The following is a 26,464-nucleotide window of genomic DNA, read 5'->3' on the forward strand; positions in this document are numbered from 1 at the left end:
ATAATTCACTATTAAAAGTAACGTTTAAAGCCCTAAAGAAATATGATAAATATCACCTACAACAACTATAATAAGTAACTATAGATTAGTCTTTACCGCCGTAACCGTAATTATAACCATAATTATAACCGTAGCCATAAGAATTGCCTAAACCAACACTATTAATGACATAGGCCATATTCTTTAGCTTACCAGAATCTGAAAGGTCTTTAGAGAATTTCAGGAGATTCTTTTCTGTATAATTCGCTCGAGTTAAATAAATAGTCGCATCTGCCAATTGTGAAATCAACATAGTATCGGTAACTAAAATTGTTGGAGCTGTATCTACAATGATATAATCGTATTCCTCTTTTGCTTCTTCAATAAGTTTTGCAAAACGCCCATTTGTAAGTAAATGTGCAGGGTTAGGAGGAATACTTCCCGATAATATAATGTGATGATTAGGGTGTTTTTCAAAACCACTAATTAAGGCATCTTTCCAATTGTAGTTAATATCATGCAAATAATTGGATAAGCCTGACTTGTGTTTATCTTCATGAATATGGGTATGAATCTGCGGGTTTCTTAAATCGGCTCCAATCAATAAAACTTTTTTATTAATACTAGACAAGGCTAAAGATAGATTTATACTCACATAGGTCTTCCCCTCTCCTTTAATGGTAGATGTACAGTAGATCACCTTACCCTTCTTATCACTCTTCACAGGCAGAATATAATCAACATTAGAACTTAATATTCTAAACGCTTCAGACTGCGTAGAGTTATCCTCTGGATTACTGAAAATAAGTTGTTCCGATTTTGCTTTTGGTAACTCCCCTACAATTGGCACTTTAGAGTTTAATTGCATAACATCTTCACGCCCTTTTATTTTAGTATCCAAGAGTACGGAAGCATAAATAACCCCAAAAGGAACGATTAAACCTAAAACAAATGCGATTAGGTAGGTGCTTCTTGAATTGGGTGAAATTGGTCCACCACCTGAGATGGCATACTCCACGACTTTGATTGAAGGCTCTGTAATAGCCAAATTAATAGCTGCTTCCTCTCTTTTTTGAAGCAAAAACAGATATAACGTTTGTTTTATCTCACGTTGTCTCGTAATATCTGTTATTTTCTTTTCTTTACTTGGTAAGCTATATACTTGTGATGCAAATTTTCTATTCTTACGCGTTAATTGTGCTTTTGAGGCTTCTAGTTGTTTAGCATAGGAGTCGATAGACGCGAATATATTTGCTTTCAAATCTATAAGTCTATTATTTAATAGTATGACGTTTGGATTGTTCTCACCACCACTAATAATTAAGTTATCACGCTCTAAAACAAGTGTATTGTAATTATTAACTAAACTATTGATACTAGAGTTATTAACTCCAATATTAGCTGGTAATAATGCAGAGTTAGAATTGGGCTTCTCCAAAGTTTCCTTAAGTAATCCAGAAAGTATTAATTGGTTTTCAGTTTCAAACAACTCTTCTTCAGATAACGTTCGTTGTGAAATACCTAGCTCTGCATCTGATTCTAAAGTAATTAAATTATTTTTTTCCTTATAATCCTTTATACCAAGCTCAATAGAATCTAATTCTCTCGCTAAAAGCTTAAAACGCTCATCAATAAAATCAATAGTTCGCCTTGAGATATCTTGTCGGTCATTGATACCGTCTTCATTAAACACTTCAATAAGGGTATTAAGAATACGCTCATTCTTAGGTTTACTTTGACTTGTATAATTTAACTGCAGTAAATCGCTACCCTTACCTAGCATACTAATATTAATACCCCCTTTCAAACCACCTGTAACTGAAGCCACTGGTGCAAATTTAACAATATAAGATTTCCCTATAAAAGACTTATGCTTTGCTGACGAATCCCTGCTTAATTCAAAAGGTAAATTATGCTCGATTTGAGTGGTGTCAAAATTTGGAAATACTAATGTTTTTTCAGTACTCGAGGGGGTCACTTCATAAGCCTGAGACTTTACCTCTATTTTATAAGATGCTCCACCATAAATACTATCATTGCTTATTGTTTTTAATATACTAAAAGGTAAGTGGTTTATTTCTGTAGTAAGCACACTTCCTTCTTCAAAAAAACGCATTGTTAAATCTAAGCGATCAACAACATTCTCAATAATGCGATAAGACTTAAGAATTTCTATCTCATTTTCTAAGTTAATGTTTGAGCGGTTAAATATAAAGGCCGAAGAAGGTAATTCTAATCCTTTGGTTTTATTTAAAATCTTAATTTTAGCACTTGCGCTGTAAACTTTTGGTGTATATCTTAAATATATAAAGGCACCGATAAGTGCCACTATAATACCGAGAGCAAACCAATACCAATATCGTAAATATTTACGAACTTCCTTTTTAATAAACTCCCCTTGATCACCACTTTTTTGGTAGTTACTCTCTTCCATCTGACTCATCTTATTTCGTAATTAAGACCACTGTGGTTAATAAAATAGAAATCACTGATATAACTGTTCCAACATTACCAATGAAACCAGCGCTTTTAACTTTTGGGCTATTAGGATTAACGATGATAACATCATTAGGCTTTATAAAATTATAAGGTCCTTCTAGCCAATCTGCCGATGTAAGGTCTATATGTGTAATTTGTCTCACACCTTGCTCATCTCTCATCACAATTATATCTTCACGTTTACCATTTATAGTTAAATCGCCAGCATATCCTAGTGCTTGTAATAGTGTAATATTTTGTTCTGAAAAATTAAATGTCCCAGGTTGATTAACTTGCCCTAATACCGTCACTTTGGCATTAACTAACCTAACATCTACAGAAGGGTTTCTAAGATGGCCATCATTCTCTAGCTTCTTTTTAAGGAAATCTGCAAAATCTTGAGTTGTCATATTTGCAACAGGCAATATCCCTAAAACAGGAAAATTAATAGTCAAATTTTCAGATACCAAATACCCATCGAGTTGCAATAAATCAATACTAACACCACCAGAACCTGATGACACTTTATTATAAGGAATGACAGATTCGGGTACTAAAGCACTTACGGTAATACGCAGCACGTCATTTGGCTGAATTTTGGCATTAGAATAACTGATTTCTTTATTAGCATACTGTTCAGCATCTTGAAGATATAAAATTTCTTTAGGACTAACACATGAAGATATTAATATACAGCAGAATAAACTATAAAAGTATTTGGACATTTGTAAGTGTTTAATAAGGTGACAAATATAAGTGCAATAATGCTATTCACAAAGTAATACCATTACTACCTAATTAATTAGAAACATCTATACACTAATTTTTCTTTGACCTCTTATCCAGTTAAAGACAAAGTATAACGAATATAGAATAGTTCCACTAGCGAGGAGTGTTGCTAATTGCACATTAATATCCCAATTTCTAATCAAAAATGTTATCAGAATAAGAATACTATTGGTAACCACAATTATAGCTGTAGTTTGTCGATGAGAAAAACCTAAAATTAAAAAGCGATGATGTAAATGATTTCGATCCGCTGAGAACGGACTTTTTTTATGAATAACTAAACGTATAAAGAAGATACGTAAGGTATCTAAAAGCGGAAAAAACAAAAAGGCCAATACTAATATAGGCGACGAGTTATGGTAACTAGCATTTACAGACAATTCTGATAAGTTAATAAATCGAACCGCAAATAATGCGATTATAAAACCTAATATCATAGAACCGGTATCTCCTAAAAACATTTTATTTCGTTTTGAAAAATTCAGGTATAAAAACGGTATGAGCGCGCCAATTACGGAGGCTGCCAAAACCACCATACTAATGTCATTATATTTATAAAATACGTAAGCAAAAGACACAATAGCCATTAAAGCCAATGTACCAGCAAGACCATCTATTCCATCAATTAAATTAAACGCATTTATAATTAATATATATACAAAAAGTGTAAATAATACAGACACCCAATAGGGCATGATATTAATATTAAAAATACCAGATAGACTAACAATACGTGTATCCGTAAAAAGAATAAGCAAAATAGCAGCCAATAATTGACCCGTCAATTTTTTACGGGGAGACAGAACAAGAATATCATCTTTTAATCCTAGAAAAAACAATAAAGTAATACCGCCTAGAATTAACAATAACATTTTAGTATCTAATATTGCTCCAATTGTTGTGATGGTAACTACAATACTAAGAAATATACCGATACCCCCAAGATTTGGAACACTACCAGAGTGGCTACTTCGCCCGCCTGAATAAGCCATTAAATTTTTAGATTTCGCCACATTAATAATAGCAGGATAACTTGTACTAGATACAAAAAAGGAAATAAAGATAGCTAGTAAAAAAAGCCAGCCTATATGATCTTGTGGAATAAAATTTTCGAGCAATTCTTTTACCATTTTTGTTACTTCTACTATTTTTTAGGCAAATATCTGTTAAATAAATTAAACCGATGTAATTTAAGTGTTAGGATATAAAAACAAATCGTTTCAGGACTTAAACTGTTTGATTTTACTTACATTTTTCAGTAGAATCGTCAACCAATTACCTGTCTGATTGGCTTTTATTGCCCGGTAATCTTCTTTCGATTTTTGTATAATATTTTTTAAACTTTTATTACTCGCACCACCTACACGCATTTTAACAATGGTTTTTGGTAAATAGAAAAAGTTCAAATTGGACTGTTTAAATATACGTAAAATAAAATCATAGTCTGCTGCAATTTTAAAATTCAGATCAAACATACCGTATTTCTCATACAAACTCTTCTTAACGTATAGTGTAGGATGTGCAGGCATCCACCCGTCTTTTAGCAACTTATGACGAAAAGGTTTGCTAATCCAGTTTCTTATAATTTTATCTGTATTTTCTAAAGCCACATAATGTAAGTCTCCGTATACACCATCAACCTCTTGTGACTTGAATGCTTCAACAATTGAGGTTATAACAGTGGCATCTGCTAAAAAATCATCAGAGTGCACAAAGCCCACAATCTCACCGGTTGCTTTTACAATTCCTTTGTTTAAGGCATCATAAATACCTTTGTCGGGTTCAGAACTTAGTTTTATGTTTGGATACTTTTCAGCTGCGGCATTCAATTTACTTAGCGTTTCTGAATTAGAACCTCCATCAACAATGATGTATTCAATATTTGGGTAGGTTTGATTCAATACAGAGTCCATACAGACATCAATAGTTTTTTCACTATTATATACTGCTGTTATTATAGAGACTTTCATTTAGGGAGTATTAAATTGACGTGTTTTTACTTTCAAAGCTGGATTTCCACTATAGATACTATAAGCTTCGAGCTTGGTGGTTGCAACAGAACCCATACTTAATACCGCATGGCTTTCAAATATCACACCTGGTGCAACGCAAGATTTCGCACCAACCCAACTGCCTTCTTTTAAATGAATTGGAGCAATCATTAAGTCGAAACTTGGGGCTTTATAATTATGATTTCCACAAAGTAATAAAGCACCTTGCGATACACACACATGGTCACCTAAGGTTACTTGGTCTAGATTATCTATCCAAACTCCTTCGCCTAGCCAACAATGATTTCCTATAATCAGTTTCCAAGGGTATTTAATGGTGACTTTAGGTTTAATCACCACCCCCTCTCCTATTGTAGCTCCAAACCGTTTTAACCAGAATATTTTTAATGCCGAAGACAAATTCCAGCCACCTTCAAAAAACATCAAACTCACAATATACCAAAGTAAGCGCTTCAATTTAGAGCCTGGTTGGTACCAACTATTATCATATGTTGAAAGATCTGTTTTCACAAGTTTAAGCAAGGTTATGCTCTATCCGATTTAATAAGGTTATCAAAATAGGCAATTGTTTTTCCTAAGCCTTCTTTAAGATGCACATTTGGCTCCCATCCGTTTAACTCCTTTTTTGCTAAATCTATATTAGGCTGACGTTGCATAGGATCGTCTTGAGGTAACGGCAAGTGAATAATTTTAGATTTTGAGTTCGTCAACTCGATAACTTCCTGAGCTAACTCTAGCATCGTAAATTCTACTGGATTACCAATATTTACAGGCCCTACAAAACCATCTCTACTATTCATCATGCGTATCATACCTTCCACTAAGTCATCAACAAATTGGAAGCTTCGCGTTTGTGTGCCTTCTCCAAATATGGTAATATCATCACCTTTTAAGGCTTGCATAATAAAGTTAGAAACCACACGTCCATCTTGAGGGTGCATACGTGGTCCGTAGGTATTAAATATTCTAATAATTTTTACATCTACCTCATTCTGTTTATGATAATCCATAAAAAGCGTCTCGGCACAACGTTTCCCTTCATCATAACAAGAACGCAAACCTATAGGGTTCACATTTCCCCAATAACTTTCTGGTTGTGGATGTACACTAGGATCACCATATACTTCACTAGTTGAAGCCTGAAGAATTTTAGCTCCTACACGTTTTGCTAAACCCAACATATTAATAGCTCCCATTACCGATGTTTTTATCGTCTTGATAGGATTATACTGGTAATGTACAGGTGACGCAGGACATGCTAAATTATAAATTTCATCAACCTCAATCATATATGGGTTAATAATATCGTGACGCACCAATTCAAAATAATGGTGATCCATTAGGTGTTCTATATTTTGCTTTGATCCTGTAAAGTAGTTATCTAAACATATTACTTCATTTCCTTCATTAAGCAAACGTTCACATAAATGTGAGCCTACAAAACCGGCTCCTCCTGTGACTAGAATTCTTTTCATACTAATTAATTTTTTACGTGTTCAAAAATAAGGTTTTATTCTGTTCTATAAGTTCTGGATTTTCTATAAATGTTTTAGCATGTTGATAGGCTGACTCTGACCATTTAAAATAATCTTCGCTTTTCATACTAATAGCTACATTAAGCGCATTTAAAATTTCAGTTCTATTTTTTAAGTTTATATCCCAACCCAAATGTTGATTTTCTAAATTTTTCCACGGCGTTTTATTAGAAATCAGAACCGGTAACCCTGCGGAAAAGGCTTCCAAAATGGCATGCCCAAAATTTTCACCTTCAGATAATAAAGCAAAAAAATCATATTCAGTTAATGTTAAAGGCACCTCTTCGCTTTCTAATACTCCTTTATATGTAACTTTAATATAATTTGGTAATTCAGAAATTACAGTTTTACAATTATCCCAATACACTGAATCATATATTGGTCCATAAAGATCTAGTTCCATAGGTTCCTTTATATCTTTTAAAGCACTAAGTAGAGTTAGCGTTCCTTTTTCTACAGCGATTCTGGCAATATTAACAAAACGTGTGGGATTACTTTTATTTTTTTTATCAGTATGTTGGTTGCTTAATTTTCTAGGTAAATTTGGAGCAACCTGCACCGATGCATTTAAGCCAATCTCTGCTTTTATACATTTTGCTTCATCTAAATTCGTTGCATGAAATTTCACTCCCTTATAAATTCCTAATAACCTCGCTATTGCTAAATATATTTTTTTCTTCTTCCTTTTTACAGAAAAAGCCTGTGAATTAAGCATCCCTCTGGCAGATATAATAATAGGTTTGTGCTCTTTATTTAAAATAAAAATAGGGAGAATAGAAAAATACCAACTGTAAATGCCATTAATAAAAGCGATATCAAACTCCAGATGACTAATAATAGTCTTTAAATGTGCTCTATTTAATCTTGGTTCTGAGATGTAATATATTTTAGTACTTTCATTAAAGAACACCCACGTATTTGGGGTAATGTCTTTATAAGCTTCTGTAGAACCGTAATCGGTATTACGCGTAATAATGTAAAACTCAAAATCCTCTTTTAAATATTCAATTAAGTTTGCATAAGAACGCACAGGTCCGCCAGAAAGTGTACCTGGTAAAAACCAATCTATGGTAATTAATATTTTTTTTTTATTGGACATTAACACTTAATTCTTTATATAAATCATTGTACTGCTTAACTATTCTATTTAATTGAAACCTTTTAATGTTTTCAAATCCTTTTTCAATTAAATTATCTCTATATTCTTTATCTAATATTATCTGATTTATTCCTTTTTTAATTTCTAAACTGTCATATGGATTCACTAAACATGCAGAATCATTCGAAACTTCAGCCATTGCACCAATATTTGATGTTAAAACTGGCCTTCCTATAGATTGAGCCTCGATTATAGGCATTCCGAAGCCTTCGTATGTAGATGGAAAACAAAGCATATCACAGTTTTTATAGGCTTCAACGATTCCATTTAAAGGTAGGTTCACGCTGTTTCTATATTGAATTTTTAATTTCTCTAATTTCACTATTTGCTGAGGCTGCAATACACCTATAATGTGAAGTTGACAGTTCAAATTAGTAACAGCTACGAAAACGCGTTCAAGATTCTTATTTGATTTTGTACCTAAACATAGAATTGTAGGTTTTATGGTATTGAATTTATACACATTTTTAATGTAATCTTTCCCTACAGGATTATAAATTACTTTAATTTTTTCTTTTGCAAATGGAATAATTTGCTCTAATTCCTTTTTAGTGAATTCAGAGATAACTGTTATTCTTTTAACAAAAATAGCAGGAAACCAAAACCAAAATAATTTAATATATAACCTTTTAAATAAAGTCCCCTGAAGAGCAGACCCTATATCGTGTATCGTTAATATAGTGCGCTTACCAGTTACGAAGGCCATATAGTGTATATCACCAGTGATATGATAAATATTGTTTTTATCTCTTTTAAATGCTAACAAATTTTTAAGCAGGATTAAAGGAGAACCACCTGAAGATTTAGTACAAACTAACTCTGTTCTATAAAGTTTAGAAACTTCTACTTTTATATTAGAGAACAAAGTTTCTATACTGTGGTACTGCTTTTGAGGTTTACGTTTAATGTAAGTTATTATTTTATTCATCTTTAAACTTTATTCGTAATACTGTATTAGTAAACCACAAAAAACCAAAAACTAAAACTGTAGCTTTAATAATATGATTCAGTACTACTACCAACTCAGTTTCTGCTTTAACAACTTGTAAAAATAATAAAGGTAGAAAAAACAATATTATTTGATTTTTATTAATTCTTTTAAATATAAAATTCCAAAAACAAGCTATTAAAATTCCCCAAACACCCATAAAAATACCACCTCCAAAAGGGCCATAATTAGCATAGCCTTCACCAACGAGACTCATTCCCATAGAGGTATTTTCTTCAAGTTCTAAGCCTGTATATTTCTCAAAATTATCTACACCTCCAGCTATTTTCTTATTCGGACTTAAAAAACGAGGTAATATACTAGCAAACACTGCTTCATTAACTGTCTCTCCTTCTGCAAAAGGTTGCACTCTTGGAGTATATTCCATAATTGCACTTATTATCCAACCTTGATTTAAACGAACATTTAACTCCTCTTGCTCCTCTGAATTTTCAGACAACCCCCCAGATAATCTCTTATTCAATACATCTAAAAAGAGGCTTGCATAATTCCCTTGATATCCATTCCATATTAATGTTCTGTAATCCATCTTTACAGCCTGAATTACTGTACTAAGCATAAAACCAATTATAATTACAGTTATATTAATTCTAAATGTTGTTTTGTTTTTTAATGCCCAAAACATATAAAAAAAAGTACCCCACAAAATTAACTCATGAAACATAGCACTAACAAGAGATTTTACTAGAAGTAATAAAAGACCTATGTAGAATAACCTAACGTGTCTTTTCTTTTTAGAAAAAAATAATATTGTAACTCCGACATACTTAAATCCAGAAATTAAATAAACTATAAATTTCAAACTATTAGGAACAACATTACTAATTAAATCAAATGAAAAACCAAGTATAAGTAGGTAAATTCCAAATAAGGAATATTTACTGAGCTCACTAAGATTTAGAGAAACATCTTTCGTTTTTTTACTGATAACAAGTAATGTAACTACGAAAAAAATATATGCAGGAACCACGTAGGACATGTAAGTTGTTTCATCTACATACATGTAATATTTATAATGTTCAAATGACGTCCTATATTCTATAAAAGCCCCCACAACCCACTGGAGACCTGATATTAATAATAATAACTCTAAGATTGGTATACCTACACCAAGTCTCTTTAGGAACCTATACAACACCCAAAGCACTACAATAACACCAACATACGACCAAATTACCATCTTAACCTATCAATCTATCCATTAAATCCTTAAAAGCCTTTTCCGCTGTAAAGTTATCATAATTAATAGTATCACCTTCGCAATAGTCAGATACATTAAGTCTTAAAATATCTGAACTATCAAAATCGACCTCTCTAATTCTGGTAGATTTGTAGGGAGTTATGCCTAACATCACTTTTGGATACCAAACACTCAGCCCACAAGCCAAGTACTCAAATAATTTATTTGGAGCATTGTAGATGTAATTTTTTGTTAAACCTCTATATAAAATTATTCCAACATCATAATGACCAAGTATTAACGGCAAATCATTATATGCAAGGCCTGATTTAAATTGAATACGATTACTTAACCCCTTTGCGTGTATTTCCTTGACAATATTACTTGGCGTTTTTAACAAATAAAAATCCAAGCTAAAATCAGAATTTCCGCTAATCACATTTACCATTTCATCAATATACATAGAATAATTATCTATCGTATATCCGACATAAACGAATTTACATTTATTTTTTGTTTTAATTAAGTTCTTTGTACTAGACAACCATGATGATGGAGGGTAGTTTGGTAAGCAACTTATTTTATCTATAGAAATATCATAGTCTTTAGAGAACAGTTTACGTCTATCAGTGTTAGTATGTGATATCCAATTCACTTTCTCATAAGACTTAATCTCTAATTTATGAATCATTCTAACCAAACTTGGCCCTTTTAAATACTCTTCTTTTGAAGTATACTCGTGATATAAAACATACAATTGAGTACTTGGAAAAATGTATTTGTATAATAATGCCGGAAACGCAGAAATGGTCTCATAATATATAATACTAGATGGCCTTTTGTATAATAAAGAAATAAATCCAACAATATTAAATAATAGATAGGAAAAATATCTTTTTAAACTTTTAAATTTACCTGTAGCATCCGAATTCCCTAAATAAATAATTTTAATATATGGATTCTTGTAATTATAATTATGATTTCCTTTAGTTGTCATGCAAGTTAATGAAACCTTCTCCTGAAATCTTTTTAAATTTAATAAATTTTGAACGGGAGGATACCCCTCAATCGGATAATAATGAAAAACAACTATTTTTGAACTCATACTATTTAGATTTTAAATCTATCAGCTTTACTATTACAATAACTTTGTAAAGTATAATAACGCTTCTTTAGCTCTAGATTCGTAATCATAACCTCTTTCTTTAGAAACTTCTCTACAACGATTTCTTATTTCTAGTGCATCAGAGTAATCTAATGCTAAAATTTTTGATGCTTTACTTAGCATTTCCTCATCAGTAGAATAATAAAACACCTCTTTATCTTCCTTAAATAATAATTGATGCTCTTCGCTATTGGGAGCAAGAATTATACAACCTATACCTGGCATCTCAAAAGTCCTCATATTATGAGAATTATCGTTATGTGGTCTAAAAATATTAAGGTGTAATCTATATTTTAGTGCAACTTTATCAAAATCTGACTTATAAACGGGTTCATTATAATTGATATCTAAACCCTCCTTTGGCCTAACCCATTGGTTCCAATTATTTCCATATAAATCTAAAGGCAACCCACTTTCTGCTATTTTTAGTAATACCTGAGCTCTAAAAGCATCTGGATTCCCAATAAAGCAGCATCTTTTTAATTCTGTGTCTTCCGTTGGAAAACTGTCATAATCACGACGTTCAAAACCAAAAGGTAGCCACTCACACCAAACTCCAAAAGTATCTTCAATTTTCTTTTTCACATTAAGATTGTAACATAAGTGTAAATCAAAATGTGGAATACTATTCAGTACATTTTTATTGCCCGACCCTCTGAAGGTATGTACAAACGGGTGGTCTGGATTTAAATTAACCAACTTAATACCTCGTTTTTTCATCTTCACTAAAGTTTCCGGAAATATCTCCATGCCTTTAAACACCCAAACCACATCATATTTATTTTCGTCTAAATGACTTAAAAGGTTTTTGTTAATGGTTTTGTATATTGATGAAAATCTCGATCTAAATAATAGTTTATTTACTATAGATTTATAATAATAATCATAAAACATATCATGTGCAGCAAAAGTCTCTACTTTACTACACAGGGGCTTCAGGTGTTTTAAATAGTGATTTTCAAAAGCCCAGTCTTTTTTTGAACCTACAACTAATATCTTCATCTACCTTTTACTAAATTAATTGCTGATTGTAATGCTTCTCCATGTGCTAATTTCTGAGTATATCTCCCAATCTCAACCGATGCTTTAGAGAATTCACTCATCAACTTTGGGTTTTCAAATAACTGTTTCACTCTAGTTGTCAGTGCTATTATATCTCCTACAGGATATACAAATCCATTTTTACCTGGCCTAATATCATCTGTTGGTCCGTAACTTCCGCAAGCATCTGAAAGAATTACCGGACAACCAAAATAAATAGCCTCTGTAATAGACAAACTATGAGCTTCTCTAGATGAAGGATGAACATATAAATCACTAGCACAAAGTATATCTAACAACTCTATTGGTTTTACAAAACCTGTAAATGTAACCGTATTCGATTTTAATTTTTTCGCTTCTTGTTGTAAAAACTCTAATGCTTTACCACTTCCACAAATAAATGCATGTGCTTTTATTCCAATACTTTCCAAATCTGATAATAAAGCAATAAGATCTTCTTGTCTCTTAAAAATTTCTATTTTACCTATAGTCGAAATGACCAAAGTGTCTTTAGATATATTATATTTAGCTCTAATTAATGCATTTAATTCTGCTTTTTTACTATATTTTTCATCTGCAATAACGGTATCTATAGGAAAAAATGTTCTTACCATTTTATAATCAGGAACACCATAACCTCTATATACAGACTCATTAGAGTCTCCGACACTTAAACATATATCTATGGCTTTAAAGTAAGGCTTAAATTTTGTTTTTTTAACTTTATAAATTACTGGGTTTTGCTTTCTATGACTTGTAGAGTCCGATACATAGAATATTTTTTTACCAAACTTTAGAGCCCAATTATAAGCGTTTTTCTGAACCAACTGCGAATAACCATACACTATAATTATATCTGGATCTAGGCTATCTAAAACACTTTCTATACTATTTCCTTTTAAAAACTGGTATTTAAAGCTATCTAAATCAATATTATCCCACTTTATCTCCCTATTAAATTGTTCATCGAAATAAGATTCTAAACCTTTGTTAGTTTCAAAAATCACATCTAAATCTACATTGTCAAGTTTACTATAACTAGCAAATTGCGGGCAAAAATGCTGAATTGGATGCGTTTGTATTATTGCTATTTTAGTTTTACTCATTAGTTAGATACTGTATTTTTTTTCGATTTTAATGATAGGTTGTTCTAGGCGTTTAATAGAACCTGATATACACCATTAAATAATGAAACAAATATAATGTATATAAGAAACCAAACTTTTAAAACCTAAATATTTTCTTAGCCTTCAGTGTGTTTTTAAAACCTATTATAGATGCTAATTTCTTGAATTTATTACCACCTACAGGCCACATTTTATTATAGCCTAATGCAAAAAACTCTTGTTTTGCTTTTTCTACTAATTCCGGAAAATAACTGTGATATTGATATATAAATTCTAGAAAAATTTGTCCTAACCCCTCTTTTAGCTCTTCCAATTTATTATGTATTATAGCCGATGATTTGTATAAACTATAAGACTTTAATAAAGAAGTCGCTTTCTGTTCTGTAAATTTATTGGATTGAGAAATAGAACTACAGTTTCCTTTTCTGTAATACACTAATGCTTTATCACTAAATTTTATTTGCTTTGCTACTAACAAAACACGGCTAAAAAACTCGCCATCTTGATTAATTTTAAGGCTTTCGTCCCATTTACCAGATTTCTCAATGATAGACCGATGTGTTAACCAAATAGACGTTTGTCCCATACCTTTACCTAGCCAAGAATCATTTAACCATTGGTAAGGTTTTTTATAATCTTTATCAATGGCTTGCCGTATTATTTCTAAATCTATTATTTCATTTTCAAAATGCACCCAACTACAAGAATATACTGTTTCGGTACCATAAACTTCTGCTAATTTTAATTGAGTTTCAATTTTTGTTGGACTTAAAACATCATCAGCATCTAAATACTGAATATACTTACCTGTTGATAGTTCAAAACCGTAATTACGAGCTGAGCAAGCCCCTTTTCTTATATTTTTTGCATAAATTAAATTTGGCATATTAAGTGATTCTATATATTCAAATGAACCATCTGAAGAACCATCATCAATAACAATTATCTCAATAGCCTTATAACTTTGCTCCAAAATACTATTTAAAGTATCCTTTAGATAAGGCATGGCATTATAACAAGGAATAATAACGGAAACTAAACTCACAATTAGATTTAATTAAGGTAAACTCTTTTTAATTCTAAATTTTATTTTCTCTAGCAAAGAAGGCTGATTATTATCGGCATCATAATCTTCAACTATTATAGATTTAACCCATTCCCTTAGTGGCCCATGATAGTGAATCGCTGTTGGAATCTTTTCCTTAACTATAAATGTATTATTCTCAAAACGCGTGTCCTTTCTTTCTATGTGCGCCATATGTACTAATTCCTCTCCAAGTTCTATGTATGGAAAATTATAAACATACACTAAAATATTCATTAAAGGTTGATCACTATGAAAAGCTAAAATAGGATTTGATGATATCACTACAGCAAAATTAATATCTCTCAGAAAAACATCTATTTTACCAGCAAAAAAACCTGTACAAATATTAAATTCATCTTGAATATTTATTATATCTAAAGATTTAATCATTAAATGCTCTTTTGAAAACTTGATCCAATCCGTCATATAACTTGAATCACCTATTTTACTAAATTCATGATTTAGATAAATTTGATCACCATTAATTAAACCAAAAATTTTGCTAATATCTTTTTGTATGTAAATATCGGCATCAAAAAAAGCGACCTTTTCTACTCTATCTCTGTAGTTTTTAGCAATGAGGTAGCAATAAATATATTTAGCAGGATAAGCCCAATGCCCTGTCTTAATATTATCAAAAATTTCAGTACTAAAATTATTTTCTTTTAATAGTTTAGAAAAAACAACAACTTCAACCTTATTTTTATCAAAAAACTCTAATTGTTCTAAAGAAAAACTACCACCTTTCTTGAAAGAGCCTGGTTTATTCCATTTCCCTTTTATTGTATTATCACAAACTACTATAACAGTGTTGTCTAATTTATCATTTTCTCTAATACTAGTAATAAAAGGAACTAGATATTCGAAATAACCAGAATTACCTCCTGTAATAACTAAATTCTTCATAAAAAAACTTTATACCCTTGATTTTAATTTTTTAGCAGGTGTACCTGCCCATAATTCCATTTCTGGAATGGACTTATTTACCATACTACCAGAACCAACTATTGACCCTTCACCTATTCTAACAGAATGCAAAATTGTTACACTCGATCCAATCCATGAGTTTGAACCAATTACCACCTCTCCTTTTAATAACTCCCCTTTCCAAGCTGGCACGTTTATGTCGGTATAATCATGGTCATGTGTGTAAATGGTACAATTGGGCCCTATGGCTACTTTATCGCCTATCTCAATATCAGCGCTTACATCTAAAATTGTACCATTACCAACACCACAGCCTTCACCTATAAATATTGCTGCTTTAAGCCCTTCCCTTGAAAATATAGAAACATCAGAAGCTATAAATGAATCTTTTCCGATCTTACTATCTTTATTTATAAATATTCGAGAATTGGATTCTATTCTTGAATAATCTTCTATTACAAACGTACTATTATTTGAAACACTAATTTGTACATTTTTATGAATCTGAACTCCTTTTCCAATTTTTAAAACAGAACCATTTTGCACTTTCAGTTGCAAAGGTCCATAAATTTCAGAATCACTACCAATACTTATCCCCCCTTTACCTTCACATTTTATTGGAAAATGAAGTAAAACATTTTTACCGAAATCTATTTTAGTAAGCCTGTACAACCAATAAAGATATCTAAATATCCTATTAATTTTAAACTTTAAGTATTTAACAACTATCAATTTATTCTAAATTTTATAATTTCAACATAACTTAATTTTAAAAAACGTTTCATCTCAACGCCTTTACTCCAACCAAACCTTTTAAAACCAGAAAGTATTGCGTCTGACTTTTGTTTTAAAAATACTTTATCTAATGCTTCTTTTTCTAGTTTACTTAATGGAGAATCATCGGACACACAATGCATATGAGCTGCATGTATTGTTTTTGCGATATTCATTGGGTTTTTCTTCCTTATTGCTCCTTCTTGTCCATTAGAAACCCTATACCAAACAATACCATGCGGCATTAATAATACACTGTATTTTTGTGCCAATCTATGCCATAAATCAAAATCACCATAATGTCTCACATTACTGAAACCACCAACTTCATTAAAAATTTTTCTTTTAATAATTGAAGATAATGGAGCTTTATGAAAAATATGCTTTTTCTGTATATAATGCCTGTTATACGTTTCGTATGGATTTAATTCTATAGGGAACTTATGTTCATAATCTTGTTCAATAGAACATAAACCATAGTCCGCATTTGGAAAATGCAACATGTAATACACCAATAACTCTAAGCCATACGGATAAATCATATCATCTGCATCTACATATTTTAAATATTCCCCTTTAGCATAAGTCGCTGCCTTATTTCTATTTGGATAATCACCCAAATTAGTTTCATTAATATAAACTTTTATTCTTACATCAGTGGCTTCGTATTTTTTTGCTATCTCCAAAGAATTATCAGTAGACCTATCATCTACAATAATTAATTCCCAATCTTTATAAGTTGAATTTATAACTGACTCAATAGCTTCTGCTATATATTCTTCACGGTTATAAACGGTCATTAATACCGAAACCAAAGGTGAATTAGTGTTTATCATTTTTTAAATATAATTTAAACCTATGTGCAACGGTCATAGGTAAATAATTTAGGATACTTTTTTTAACTTGATATTTTTTCGGCATTGTACTATTGAATGCACCTTCATAATGCTTTGTTTGTGTTAATGGATTAAACATTTGTTCTGCTTTAAGAACACAAAGTTCACTCATTTTATTCAATAGTGACCTATCCAAGTGTAATTGCTCAATATATTTAGCGTAAGTTTCCACCTCTCCTATAGGAACCGTAAAACCATTAATTTCACCATCTATTAATTCTGGAATACCACTTTCCAAATTTGTTGTAATAGGTACTACCCCATATTTCATAGCTTCAACAATAACCACAGGTAAGCCTTCTCCTTTTGAGGGCAGCAAAATTATATCTTGTTCAGCATATAAATCAAATACCTCACTATTGTCTAATTTCCCTAGAAAAGTCACGCGACTATTCTTTTTCCATAGTTTTTTAAGCTCCGCTTCTTTATCACCATCTCCGATTATAGTCATTTTATAATCTATAGAAACTTTATCCAAAACAGATGTTATTCTTGCTAAATACAATACTCCTTTTCTATCACATAAAGAACCTACAAACACTAACCGAATTGAAGCAGCAGGTGTTCTTGTAAAAACTTTTGCTGAAGGTACAGGAAACTTAATACTCTCTACAGGTGTACTAAAATCCTCTTTAAACTTTTCTTCTATTTTAGTTTTTAAAAAATCACTAACCGTTATAACTCGTCCAATCTTATTTTGTTTTACTTTTAAAACATTAAAATAATGCTTAAAATCACCATGCATAATATAAGCAACAGGGATAGTAAATTTCATATAATCTAAAGTATCTAATTCTATCGCCCCGTCATTTGACACCATAACTGTATCTTTATCTAATTCATGTCTAATTTTTTTATACACTGAATATTTAGAGGACCATTTACCATTATAAGTAATTCTTACAATTTTATCGGCATTAAAATCATCTTTAACGCGTCTATTAGCATCATCGAGCAAATTATGAAGTAACAACACCTTAGTTCTAAACCGACTTGTTTTAAACCTCACAAGATTTCTTACCACTGATGCAACACCTGCATCTTTATCGGGTAATATATAAACTAAAGTTTTCATTTATTTTTGATTTATTATCCAAGACACCAAGTCAAAATCCTTAAAACATTTTATTTTATCATTATACATGTCACCAACACAATCTTTTCCTTTATAATATGAGATAACCTTTACATTATTACCTTGTCTTTCTTTAGAAGACAAAAATACTTTAGGATATTTAATCGCATCAAATCTAGACATTAAGTCATTAGAGAATCGATTTTGATCATTCATAATAATTAATAAATTCTTTAAATTGACACGTTCTTTACGTCTATTCCATTTACTCTTAGCCTCTTCTTCTGTCTTATAATGTAAAAAATGAATTTCAAGATTATTAGATAAAATTCCTATAGGATATCTATTGGCCTCATGCTCTGTATGACATTCTTCAAAACGACTTTTAGATATAAATTTTAAATCTTCTTTAAGATACAAATCTAAGTTTTCAATAAATTTCATATAATCCTCAGCAAAAAAATACAATCCCACTGTTGGGGTATTATAAGGTCTATTAGTCGCTTCATACAAATGCCCACCGAAGCAATTATTACAAATAATAGTAAACTCTGATTTTTTTAATTTATATGTAGCATACTTAGAATAAATACGGTTGACCAAATGATTATATATATATCTTAATTTAAAAGCGACTTTAGAAACTAATCCCATTGGTTTATTTTATAATTTTTAATTTAATTAATAAGCCTTGAGCAATATTTTTAAATTCATTAAACCCTTTGGATTTAAAAACAAAGGCATTTAATAGCATATAAAAAGTTACATAAATTGATGTCTTTAATATAATAGATAAAAAATGATTCATCTCAAAATCACCAAAAAGGTAATCAATACCTATAAGAAATATAAAAATTATTACATAATTTAAAAAGAGTTTTAAAAACTCTTTTATTCTATAATTAAAAAACTTTTGTACTAATCCTAGATTTAAAATAATACCAATAATAGCTGCTAAAACGGTCGCTAAAATATAAGCATACAATCCATAATATATTGCAACAGGAATAGCTAATAAATATAAGCTCTTTTTATATATTTCCACTTTTAATATAGCACCAGACTCACCTATACTTAAAATGGGAGAATTTAAAATTGTTGGTATAGTGTAAATAAATGAAAATAAAGCTAAAATTTTAAATATTGGCACACTTCCTAACCACTTTTCTGTAAGCAAAATTACAATTACAGATTTTGCGTTAACAAACATTAAACCCGAAAACAAAAACGTAGTAAAACAAACCAAATGTAAAATTCTAACTAGCACTTCTCTTAGTTTTTCTTTATCGTGAGCCAACTTAGATAAAGACGGAAACAAGACACCAGAAAATGACGAAAAAGCATATTGGACTACCAGTTTATTTAAGGACTGGGCCTTATAAAATAATCCTAAAGTTGCCGCAGAAAATAGTTTACCTATAATTAAAGTATCTAACCTAGAAAAAATAGAATCTATAAAGATGCTCAACGAATATTTATAGCCAAAACTCCATAATGACTTAACAGCTTTTAAACTAAACATAAAACTAGGTTTCCAAGTCGAAAAATACCATATTAAAGCAGTACCCATAACCCAACCTGCTATTTGAGAATAGATTAAACTGTAAACTCCATAACCTGCATACGCTAAAACAATACCTAAAACACCAGAAACTATACCAGAAAACAGACCAATTTTGAAAGGAGTTTTAAAGTCTAAGTCTTTTTTATAAAGTGCATTCTGTAATGTAGAAAGTCCTTTAATTAAAAAGGTTAAGGACATTAATTGTGTTATAGCTTCTAGCTTTGGCATTTCAAAATATGCTGCTACCAAAGGAGAACTAAAATACATCGTTAATCCTAAAAATGAAGCCATTAGCATGTTAATCCAAAACACTGTAGATAGTTGTAGCTTACTTACTTTTTGTTTTTGAATCACCGCATTACCAAACCCAAAATCCACAAAAGAATCGGTAAGGCTCGCAAATACCATAGCCATACCTAGCAAGCCAAAGTCTTCAGGCATTAATAGTCGCGCCAATATTGTAGATACAATAAAGGTTCTCACTTGCCCCACTAACATGTTAGAAAAATTCCAGCTAGCAGCGTTAATTGTGGACTGTTTTAGATTTTTACTCAATAGAAATAGATTTATTTAATGTGATTAAAATCTAAAAAAGATTATAGCTTAGTCTACGTTTTCTAAATACCACTCATAAGTATTAGTAATCCCTTCTTTCAAACCAACAGTAGATTTCCAACCCAATATCTCTAACTTAGAACTATCCATCAATTTACGAGGTGTACCATCTGGCTTAGAACTATCCCAAACAAGCTCGCCAGTATGACCAACAATAGATTGAATAGTCTCTGCTAATTCTTTTATAGTCACATCGGTACCTGTACCTACATTATAGAGGTGTTCTAGCAACACGTTTTCTACAGCAAACACTACGGCTTGTGCCAAATCATCTACGTGTAAAAACTCGCGCATTGGTGTCCCGCTTCCCCATAATGTTACTGAAGCATTGGTTGCTTTAGCTTCATGAAACTTACGTAACATAGCCGGTAACACATGCGAGCTTTTTAAATCGAAATTATCGAAAGGGCCATACAAATTGGTTGGCATTAAGCTCACAAAATCTTTACCGTATTGTTTTCTAATAGCTTCACAGGCTTTTACTCCTGCTATTTTTGCGATAGCATACCATTCATTCGTTGGCTCTAAGCTATCCGTTAATAAATACGCTTCTTTTAAAGGTTGTGGAGCGAATTTCGGGTAAATACAAGAACTTCCTAAAAACACAAATTTTGAAACTGCCGTCTTATGAGCTGTATCAATAAGATTATTCTGTATCTGTAAGTTTTCCATTAAAAATGGATACGGATTCTCGTTATTAGCGAGTATCCCACCTACTTTCGCTGCCGCATTTATAACAACGTCTGGTTGCTCTTTTTCAAAAAAATTAGCTACGGCTTGTTGATTTCTTAAATCGAGTTCAGCACTAGTTTTCCCTATAAGGTTTGTATAACCTTTTGCTTCTAATGCTCGCCAAACAGCAGAGCCTACCATACCACGATGTCCGGCTACGTAGATTTTTGAATCTTTAGCTATCTTACTCAAAATAATTCAACGTTTTATAGCCACCATCTTCAAGGTATTGCTGTTCTTTCATGAGTTTAATATCACTCTGCATCATATCCTTAACAAGATCATTTAGATCATATTGGCACTCCCATCCTAATTTATTCTTAGCTTTAGAGGCATCACCAATAAGTAATTCGACTTCCGTCGGTCTAAAGTAACGTGAATCGACAGCTAATACTTCTTTACCTATTTCAATTTGATAGTTTGGATTATTACATTTAGTGACAAATGCTTTTTCATTTTCACCTTCACCTTTAAATTCTAGTTCAATGCCGACTTCTGCAAAACTCATATGTACAAAATCACGGATTCGTGTGGTTTTTCCTGTTGCAATGACCCAGTCTTCTGCTTCTTCAGCTTGAAGAATCATCCACATCATACGAACGTAATCTTTGGCATGTCCCCAATCCCTTTGGGCATCAAGGTTTCCTAAGTAAAATTTATCTTGTAAACCTAAAGCTATTCGCGATACTGCTCTCGTAATTTTTCGGGTTACAAACGTTTCCCCTCTAATTGGTGATTCGTGATTGAACAAAATTCCATTACACGCATACATATTGTAGGCTTCGCGATAATTTACCGTTATCCAATAGGCATACATTTTTGCTACAGCATAAGGTGAACGCGGGTAAAATGGAGTCGTTTCTGATTGCGGTACTTCTTGTACTTTTCCGTATAACTCAGAAGTTGACGCTTGGTATATTCTCGTTTTATTTTCTAGGCCTAATAATCGTACGGCATCTAAAATTCGTAACGTTCCTAAACCATCTGCGTTACCCGTATATTCCGGAATTTCGAACGATACAGCGACATGACTCATAGCCGCTAAATTATAAATCTCATCGGGTTGAATTTCTTTAATCAACCGAATAAGATTGGTACTATCCGTCATATCACCATAATGCAGATAAAAATTACGATGATCTACATGCGGATCTTGATACAAATGATCAATTCTGTCGGTGTTAAATAATGAGGAACGGCGCTTTAAACCATGAACTTCGTAACCTTTCTTTAATAAAAATTCACTAAGATAGGCTCCATCTTGTCCGGTAACACCCGTTATAAAGGCAACTTTACTCATAAAAGCTATAAAATAAAATAGTTATAAAAATTATTTCGGTCAGCAAAGCTAATAAAATATAAGACTTGTCAGTCAATTTGAGGTGTAATATAAAATTACAACCTCAACAGTTGTGTCTATTTAAAAACTTAAGAATTCAATTTTAGTTAAAATTCATTTATTAAAACTGCATCCTCTTAAAACTTAAAGGGAAAAATAAGAATTCTTATTTTGCCAACACTTCTAAAATACGCTCGGTAGCATTTCCATCCCAAAATTTTGGGATTTCACCTTTCTTATAATCACTACTTTGGATCGCGTCTACATGCTGTAAAATGGTATCTATTTCAAAATCTAATAATGTATTAGATCCCAGACTTACCGTAATCGGACGCTCTGTATTTGGCCTCAAGGTTAAACAGGGTTTTTGTTTAAACGTTGTTTCTTCTTGAATACCACCACTGTCTGTAATGACTATTTTACAATTGTGAATTAAATTTTGAAAACTAAAATAATCTAACGGCCCTATTCTGATTAAATTTTTCAAACCTTCGTAACGATCTTGTAAACCAAATTTTCTAATATTGTTTACAGTTCTTGGGTGCATTGGAAAAACAATTCTATTCGTTTTCTCTAATTGCTTTAATAAACTATACAATTGAAGTAGCCCTTTTTCATTATCTACAGTTGCCGGCCTATGCATAGTCATTAAAAGAAAATCATTCTTTGTCAAGTTATAATCTTCCATTATGTGTTGCCCTTGTATTTGATCTTCAAAAGCAACAAGGGTGTCAATCATAGTATTTCCAACAAAATAAATCTTATTTCGTTCCTTTCCTTCGCTAATTAAATTATCAACTCCACTTTGTTCTGTGACAAAATAATAATCTGTTATCTCATCTACTAGAAGTCTATTAATCTCTTCTGGCATACTTCTGTCAAAACTACGTAAACCGCTTTCTAAATGTCCCAACGGCACACCCATTTTATTCGCAGTAATAGCTGCCGCTAGCGTTGAATTGACATCTCCAGGCACAATAATTAAACTTGGATTAAACTCGTTTACTACATTTTCGAGACGTATTATAATTTCTCCAATTTGACTATTAGGACTTTTATGCGGAATGTTTAAAGAAAAATCAGGAAACATATCTAGCTGTATGAAAAAATCATCTGCCATAGCCTTGTCAAAATGCTGACCAGTATGAACAATTTTTATATCAAACTTACCCCTAAACTTTTCATCAGCAACTTTCTTAAATTGAGTGACTTTTATATAATTAGGGCGTGTTCCCACTACTATTAGTAATCGCTTCATTGGTTTAATATTTTTATTTCGCCAATTTAAAATTAATCAGACAGAATATTGCTTGAAGAGCAAATAAAAATTAAAAGTCTTTCTTATATTAATGATGATTAGAACTCAGATTGAAAGACGTAATAGCTTGGTTTAACAGAAGAATAAACATTAAATAACCACTAATAAATTCAGTATATTAATTATACTCTCTTTACCAGAAACCAATTATTCAATAATTCTTTTCTATTATACAACATACGTTCTTTTGTAGCCCAGTCTATAACCTCAAAACCTGCATGTTCACAAATCGCTTGTCCTGCAGCTGTATCCCATTCCATCGTTGGAGCAAATCTGGGATAGCAATCTGCCTGACCTTCAGCAACCATACATAACTTTAAGGAACTTCCTTTAGATATTAGATTGACATCACCGTGCTTTTCTCGCATCTCCGAAACATAAGTTTCCGTTTCTGGTGACATGTGTGAACGACTTGCCACAACCGTAAAGGTTTTATCCTCTCGCTCTAAAGGTAATTTATGTCCTTCCTCTATTAAAGTATCAACGTTATAATCTTCAAGATTTACTGAGATTTTATAAGCACCAATTTCGCTAGTTGAAAAGTAAAGATCTCCTAAAACGGGCACATAAATAACACCTATGGTCGTTTTTTGATTCTCTACAAGTGCTATGTTTACGGTAAATTCTCCGTTGCGCTTTATAAATTCTTTAGTACCATCTATTGGATCTACAATCCATAATTGACTCCAACCTTTACGTTCTGAATAAGGCAAGGCTTTTCCTTCTTCTGAAAGTACAGGTATAGACGTGGAGTCTAAATACCCCACAATAACATTGTGCGATGCGACATCCGCTTTGGTTAAGGGCGAATTATCTCCTTTTAATTCTACACCAAAGTCATCTGAATTATAGATATTAAGAATTGCTTTTCCTGCTTCTAAAGCTGCGGTGATGGCTGTACGTAAGAGATACTTTGATTCGGTAATTTGGTGATTCGTTAGATTGGAGCTTTCATTATTCATTTTACCTACTTAGTTTTTTGTTTAAAGCTTATTTTAAACGGTATAATATTTATCTGATTGTAATAATGTGGTTTGGTAATGCCTCGCTAAACGATATATACCAGATTCGTTCTGCTATTACTGAGTGTGTTTGTATTTCGACTAATGATTCCGACGCCATATTTAAAAATCTGATAAAGTCCTATGTAGAACCTCCACTCGAACCCTCAACTATAATTAAGGGCAACGAAATAGCTACTCTTCTATGTTGAGAGGTCAATCCAAAATTTTCAGACGCAGGAAAATTCTTCGTAAGTTTATAAACATCCTCTACTAGATTTAAACTTAATTTGTAAATCCTTAAGAGACATTATTAAGATTATAAATTCCTTCTCTAAAGATTCACCGCATTACAGTCTCACCGTTTCACGGCATCTCTGTTATATAATCATCCCTGCACCAATAGTTTCATTGGTTTGTTCATCTATAATAATAACACTTCCTGTTTGACGATTTTTTTTGTAAGCATCATAGAATAAAGGCTTAGCAGTTCTAATAGACATGCGAGCGATATCATTCATTTCAACTTTATCAATACCTTCTATTCTGTGCAACGTATTAATATCTATTTTATACTTTAACTCTTTAACCATACCAATAGATTCATTTGTGGTATGTTTAATAACGACTTTAGTACGCGCTTGAATTGGTTTTGTGCTCATCCATGTTACAAGAACCTCTATATCTTGACTAATTTCGGGCACGTTGTTTTCGCGGACAATCATATCTCCACGACTATTATCTATTTCGTCCTCTAATGTCATCGTTACAGACATAGGCGCAAAAGCTTCGGCTATTTGCTCACCATTGAGTTCTATCGTTTTTATGGTCGACACAAATCCTGAAGGTAAAGATTTCACTTTATCTCCTGGTTTAAAGACACCACCATCAATACGACCTGCAAAACCTCTGTAATCTTGATTTTCTAACGTATGCGGACGAATTACTGACTGAATAGGGAAACGACAATCTACCAAATTATGATCGCTTGAAATATGAACTGTTTCTAAATGGTACATTAACGTACTTCCACCATACCAATCCATATGCTCTGAACGGTTAACCACATTATCTCCATTTAAAGCTGAAATAGGAATAAACTGAATATCACTAATCCCTAACTTAGAAGAAAACGCTTTAAAATCTGAAACTATTCCGTTATAAACATCTTCGTTATACTCTACTAAGTCCATTTTATTTACACAGACAATAGCATGAGGAATACGCAATAACGATGCTATAAACGCATGGCGATGGGTTTGCTCTAACATCCCTTTTCGTGCATCAATAAGTATAATGGCTAAGTTAGCTGTAGAAGCACCTGTTACCATATTACGTGTGTACTGTATGTGACCTGGCGTATCTGCTATAATAAATTTACGCTTTGGAGTCGCAAAGTAACGATAGGCCACATCAATTGTAATCCCTTGTTCGCGTTCTGATTTTAAACCATCTGTAAGCAAAGACAAATCCACATAATCAAACCCTTTAGATTTACTAGACTCCTCTACGGCATCTAATTGGTCTTGAAAAATTGATTTACTATCATATAACAAACGTCCAATTAGTGTACTTTTTCCATCATCTACACTTCCTGCTGTTGTAAAACGTAATAATTCTATATCTTGATATTCCATGTATTAAATTTTATAGCTGTTGACT

At 31.8% G+C, this 26,464-nt stretch carries 25 protein-coding genes; all 25 read right to left on the reverse strand.

The window, feature by feature from the left end; translation table 11 throughout:
• Positions 1–85: 85 nt before the first annotated feature.
• Positions 86–2,413, reverse strand: coding sequence for a GumC family protein (locus HM986_RS02105; protein WP_218841377.1), 2,328 nt, complete (start codon positions 2,411–2,413; stop codon positions 86–88).
• A 10-nt stretch (positions 2,414–2,423) separates the two neighbouring features.
• Positions 2,424–3,182 (reverse strand): polysaccharide biosynthesis/export family protein, encoded by a 759-nt coding sequence (locus HM986_RS02110; protein WP_179333430.1) that lies wholly within the window; start codon positions 3,180–3,182, stop codon positions 2,424–2,426.
• 87 nt (positions 3,183–3,269) lie between these two features.
• Positions 3,270–4,376, reverse strand: coding sequence for an MraY family glycosyltransferase (locus HM986_RS02115; RefSeq protein WP_179333431.1), 1,107 nt, complete (start codon positions 4,374–4,376; stop codon positions 3,270–3,272).
• 90 nt (positions 4,377–4,466) lie between these two features.
• Positions 4,467–5,216 carry a glycosyltransferase family 2 protein gene (locus HM986_RS02120; RefSeq protein WP_179333432.1) on the reverse strand — a complete coding sequence of 250 codons (750 nt, stop codon included), beginning with the start codon at positions 5,214–5,216 and terminating at the stop codon, positions 4,467–4,469.
• Positions 5,217–5,768, reverse strand: a complete 552-nt coding sequence (locus HM986_RS02125; RefSeq protein ID WP_179333433.1) for a WcaF family extracellular polysaccharide biosynthesis acetyltransferase — start codon at positions 5,766–5,768, stop codon at positions 5,217–5,219. It abuts the gene before it with no gap.
• Between the two features lie 14 nt (positions 5,769–5,782).
• The gene (locus HM986_RS02130) at positions 5,783–6,733 is read right to left on the reverse strand and encodes a UDP-glucuronic acid decarboxylase family protein (RefSeq protein ID WP_178983485.1); all 951 of its coding nucleotides are present in this window, start codon (positions 6,731–6,733) and stop codon (positions 5,783–5,785) included.
• A gap of 13 nt (positions 6,734–6,746) precedes the next feature.
• A complete protein-coding gene (locus tag HM986_RS02135; RefSeq protein WP_179333434.1) occupies positions 6,747–7,892 on the reverse strand; it encodes a glycosyltransferase in 1,146 nt (381 codons plus the stop codon).
• Positions 7,882–8,880, reverse strand: a complete 999-nt coding sequence (locus tag HM986_RS02140; RefSeq protein WP_179333435.1) for a glycosyltransferase family 4 protein — start codon at positions 8,878–8,880, stop codon at positions 7,882–7,884. The genes HM986_RS02135 and HM986_RS02140 overlap by 11 nt, the downstream gene beginning before the upstream one ends.
• On the reverse strand, positions 8,873–10,141 hold the full coding sequence (locus tag HM986_RS02145; RefSeq protein ID WP_179333436.1) for a hypothetical protein: 1,269 nt from the start codon (positions 10,139–10,141) through the stop codon (positions 8,873–8,875). Before HM986_RS02145 ends, HM986_RS02140 begins: the two co-directional genes overlap by 8 nt.
• A 1-nt stretch (position 10,142) precedes the next feature.
• On the reverse strand, positions 10,143–11,246 hold the full coding sequence (locus HM986_RS02150) for a glycosyltransferase family protein (RefSeq protein WP_179333437.1): 1,104 nt from the start codon (positions 11,244–11,246) through the stop codon (positions 10,143–10,145).
• Between the two features lie 33 nt (positions 11,247–11,279).
• Positions 11,280–12,308 (reverse strand): glycosyltransferase family protein, encoded by a 1,029-nt coding sequence (locus HM986_RS02155; RefSeq protein ID WP_179333438.1) that lies wholly within the window; start codon positions 12,306–12,308, stop codon positions 11,280–11,282.
• On the reverse strand, positions 12,305–13,453 hold the full coding sequence (locus HM986_RS02160) for a glycosyltransferase family 4 protein (RefSeq protein WP_179333439.1): 1,149 nt from the start codon (positions 13,451–13,453) through the stop codon (positions 12,305–12,307). The genes HM986_RS02155 and HM986_RS02160 overlap by 4 nt, the downstream gene beginning before the upstream one ends.
• A 118-nt stretch (positions 13,454–13,571) precedes the next feature.
• The gene (locus HM986_RS02165) at positions 13,572–14,519 is read right to left on the reverse strand and encodes a glycosyltransferase family 2 protein (protein WP_179333440.1); all 948 of its coding nucleotides are present in this window, start codon (positions 14,517–14,519) and stop codon (positions 13,572–13,574) included.
• Between the two features lie 12 nt (positions 14,520–14,531).
• A complete protein-coding gene (locus HM986_RS02170; protein ID WP_179333441.1) occupies positions 14,532–15,467 on the reverse strand; it encodes a hypothetical protein in 936 nt (311 codons plus the stop codon).
• A gap of 9 nt (positions 15,468–15,476) precedes the next feature.
• Positions 15,477–16,220, reverse strand: coding sequence for an acyltransferase (locus HM986_RS02175; RefSeq protein WP_179333442.1), 744 nt, complete (start codon positions 16,218–16,220; stop codon positions 15,477–15,479).
• Positions 16,217–17,098 (reverse strand): glycosyltransferase family 2 protein, encoded by an 882-nt coding sequence (locus HM986_RS02180; protein ID WP_179333443.1) that lies wholly within the window; start codon positions 17,096–17,098, stop codon positions 16,217–16,219. Before HM986_RS02180 ends, HM986_RS02175 begins: the two co-directional genes overlap by 4 nt.
• Positions 17,085–18,233 carry a glycosyltransferase family 4 protein gene (locus HM986_RS02185; RefSeq protein WP_179333444.1) on the reverse strand — a complete coding sequence of 383 codons (1,149 nt, stop codon included), beginning with the start codon at positions 18,231–18,233 and terminating at the stop codon, positions 17,085–17,087. Before HM986_RS02185 ends, HM986_RS02180 begins: the two co-directional genes overlap by 14 nt.
• Positions 18,234–18,887, reverse strand: coding sequence for a DUF1919 domain-containing protein (locus HM986_RS02190; RefSeq protein WP_179333445.1), 654 nt, complete (start codon positions 18,885–18,887; stop codon positions 18,234–18,236).
• A gap of 4 nt (positions 18,888–18,891) precedes the next feature.
• Complete coding sequence (locus HM986_RS02195; protein ID WP_179333446.1) at positions 18,892–20,352, reverse strand: lipopolysaccharide biosynthesis protein; 1,461 nt, start codon at positions 20,350–20,352, stop codon at positions 18,892–18,894.
• Between the two features lie 48 nt (positions 20,353–20,400).
• On the reverse strand, positions 20,401–21,327 hold the full coding sequence (locus HM986_RS02200) for a GDP-L-fucose synthase family protein (RefSeq protein WP_179334367.1): 927 nt from the start codon (positions 21,325–21,327) through the stop codon (positions 20,401–20,403).
• A 1-nt stretch (position 21,328) separates the two neighbouring features.
• On the reverse strand, positions 21,329–22,444 hold the full coding sequence (gene gmd, locus HM986_RS02205; protein ID WP_179333447.1) for a GDP-mannose 4,6-dehydratase: 1,116 nt from the start codon (positions 22,442–22,444) through the stop codon (positions 21,329–21,331).
• 205 nt (positions 22,445–22,649) lie between these two features.
• Complete coding sequence (wecB, locus tag HM986_RS02210; protein WP_179333448.1) at positions 22,650–23,741, reverse strand: non-hydrolyzing UDP-N-acetylglucosamine 2-epimerase; 1,092 nt, start codon at positions 23,739–23,741, stop codon at positions 22,650–22,652.
• A 182-nt stretch (positions 23,742–23,923) separates the two neighbouring features.
• A complete protein-coding gene (gene cysQ / locus HM986_RS02215; RefSeq protein ID WP_179333449.1) occupies positions 23,924–24,763 on the reverse strand; it encodes a 3'(2'),5'-bisphosphate nucleotidase CysQ in 840 nt (279 codons plus the stop codon).
• Positions 24,764–24,944: 181 nt separating this feature from the next.
• Positions 24,945–25,100, reverse strand: a complete 156-nt coding sequence (locus HM986_RS17855) for a four helix bundle protein (protein WP_179334368.1) — start codon at positions 25,098–25,100, stop codon at positions 24,945–24,947.
• A gap of 82 nt (positions 25,101–25,182) precedes the next feature.
• A complete protein-coding gene (locus HM986_RS02225) occupies positions 25,183–26,439 on the reverse strand; it encodes a sulfate adenylyltransferase subunit 1 (RefSeq protein WP_179333450.1) in 1,257 nt (418 codons plus the stop codon).
• Positions 26,440–26,464: the final 25 nt, after the last annotated feature.

It is taken from the genome of Winogradskyella costae (genome assembly GCF_013403865.1).
Taxonomy (GTDB): domain Bacteria; phylum Bacteroidota; class Bacteroidia; order Flavobacteriales; family Flavobacteriaceae; genus Winogradskyella; species Winogradskyella costae.

Excerpts from the sequence above, each read along its gene's own strand:
- HM986_RS02150 (WP_179333437.1), bottom strand. The coding sequence starts at position 11,246 with ATGAGTTCAAAAATAGTTGTTTTTCATTATTATCCGATTGAGGGGTAT.
- HM986_RS02145 (WP_179333436.1), bottom strand. The coding sequence starts at position 10,141 with ATGGTAATTTGGTCGTATGTTGGTGTTATTGTAGTGCTTTGGGTGTTG.
- HM986_RS02170 (WP_179333441.1), bottom strand. The coding sequence starts at position 15,467 with ATGAAGAATTTAGTTATTACAGGAGGTAATTCTGGTTATTTCGAATAT.
- HM986_RS02190 (WP_179333445.1), bottom strand. The coding sequence starts at position 18,887 with ATGGGATTAGTTTCTAAAGTCGCTTTTAAATTAAGATATATATATAAT.
- HM986_RS02105 (WP_218841377.1), bottom strand. The coding sequence starts at position 2,413 with ATGGAAGAGAGTAACTACCAAAAAAGTGGTGATCAAGGGGAGTTTATT.
- HM986_RS02160 (WP_179333439.1), bottom strand. The coding sequence starts at position 13,453 with ATGAGTAAAACTAAAATAGCAATAATACAAACGCATCCAATTCAGCAT.
- HM986_RS02130 (WP_178983485.1), bottom strand. The coding sequence starts at position 6,733 with ATGAAAAGAATTCTAGTCACAGGAGGAGCCGGTTTTGTAGGCTCACAT.
- HM986_RS02185 (WP_179333444.1), bottom strand. The coding sequence starts at position 18,233 with ATGAAAACTTTAGTTTATATATTACCCGATAAAGATGCAGGTGTTGCA.
- HM986_RS02180 (WP_179333443.1), bottom strand. The coding sequence starts at position 17,098 with ATGATAAACACTAATTCACCTTTGGTTTCGGTATTAATGACCGTTTAT.
- HM986_RS02120 (WP_179333432.1), bottom strand. The coding sequence starts at position 5,216 with ATGAAAGTCTCTATAATAACAGCAGTATATAATAGTGAAAAAACTATT.
- HM986_RS02140 (WP_179333435.1), bottom strand. The coding sequence starts at position 8,880 with ATGAATAAAATAATAACTTACATTAAACGTAAACCTCAAAAGCAGTAC.
- gmd (WP_179333447.1), bottom strand. The coding sequence starts at position 22,444 with ATGAGTAAAGTTGCCTTTATAACGGGTGTTACCGGACAAGATGGAGCC.
- HM986_RS02225 (WP_179333450.1), bottom strand. The coding sequence starts at position 26,439 with ATGGAATATCAAGATATAGAATTATTACGTTTTACAACAGCAGGAAGT.
- HM986_RS02155 (WP_179333438.1), bottom strand. The coding sequence starts at position 12,308 with ATGAAGATATTAGTTGTAGGTTCAAAAAAAGACTGGGCTTTTGAAAAT.
- wecB (WP_179333448.1), bottom strand. The coding sequence starts at position 23,741 with ATGAAGCGATTACTAATAGTAGTGGGAACACGCCCTAATTATATAAAA.
- HM986_RS02135 (WP_179333434.1), bottom strand. The coding sequence starts at position 7,892 with ATGTCCAATAAAAAAAAAATATTAATTACCATAGATTGGTTTTTACCA.
- HM986_RS02110 (WP_179333430.1), bottom strand. The coding sequence starts at position 3,182 with ATGTCCAAATACTTTTATAGTTTATTCTGCTGTATATTAATATCTTCA.
- cysQ (WP_179333449.1), bottom strand. The coding sequence starts at position 24,763 with ATGAATAATGAAAGCTCCAATCTAACGAATCACCAAATTACCGAATCA.
- HM986_RS02115 (WP_179333431.1), bottom strand. The coding sequence starts at position 4,376 with ATGGTAAAAGAATTGCTCGAAAATTTTATTCCACAAGATCATATAGGC.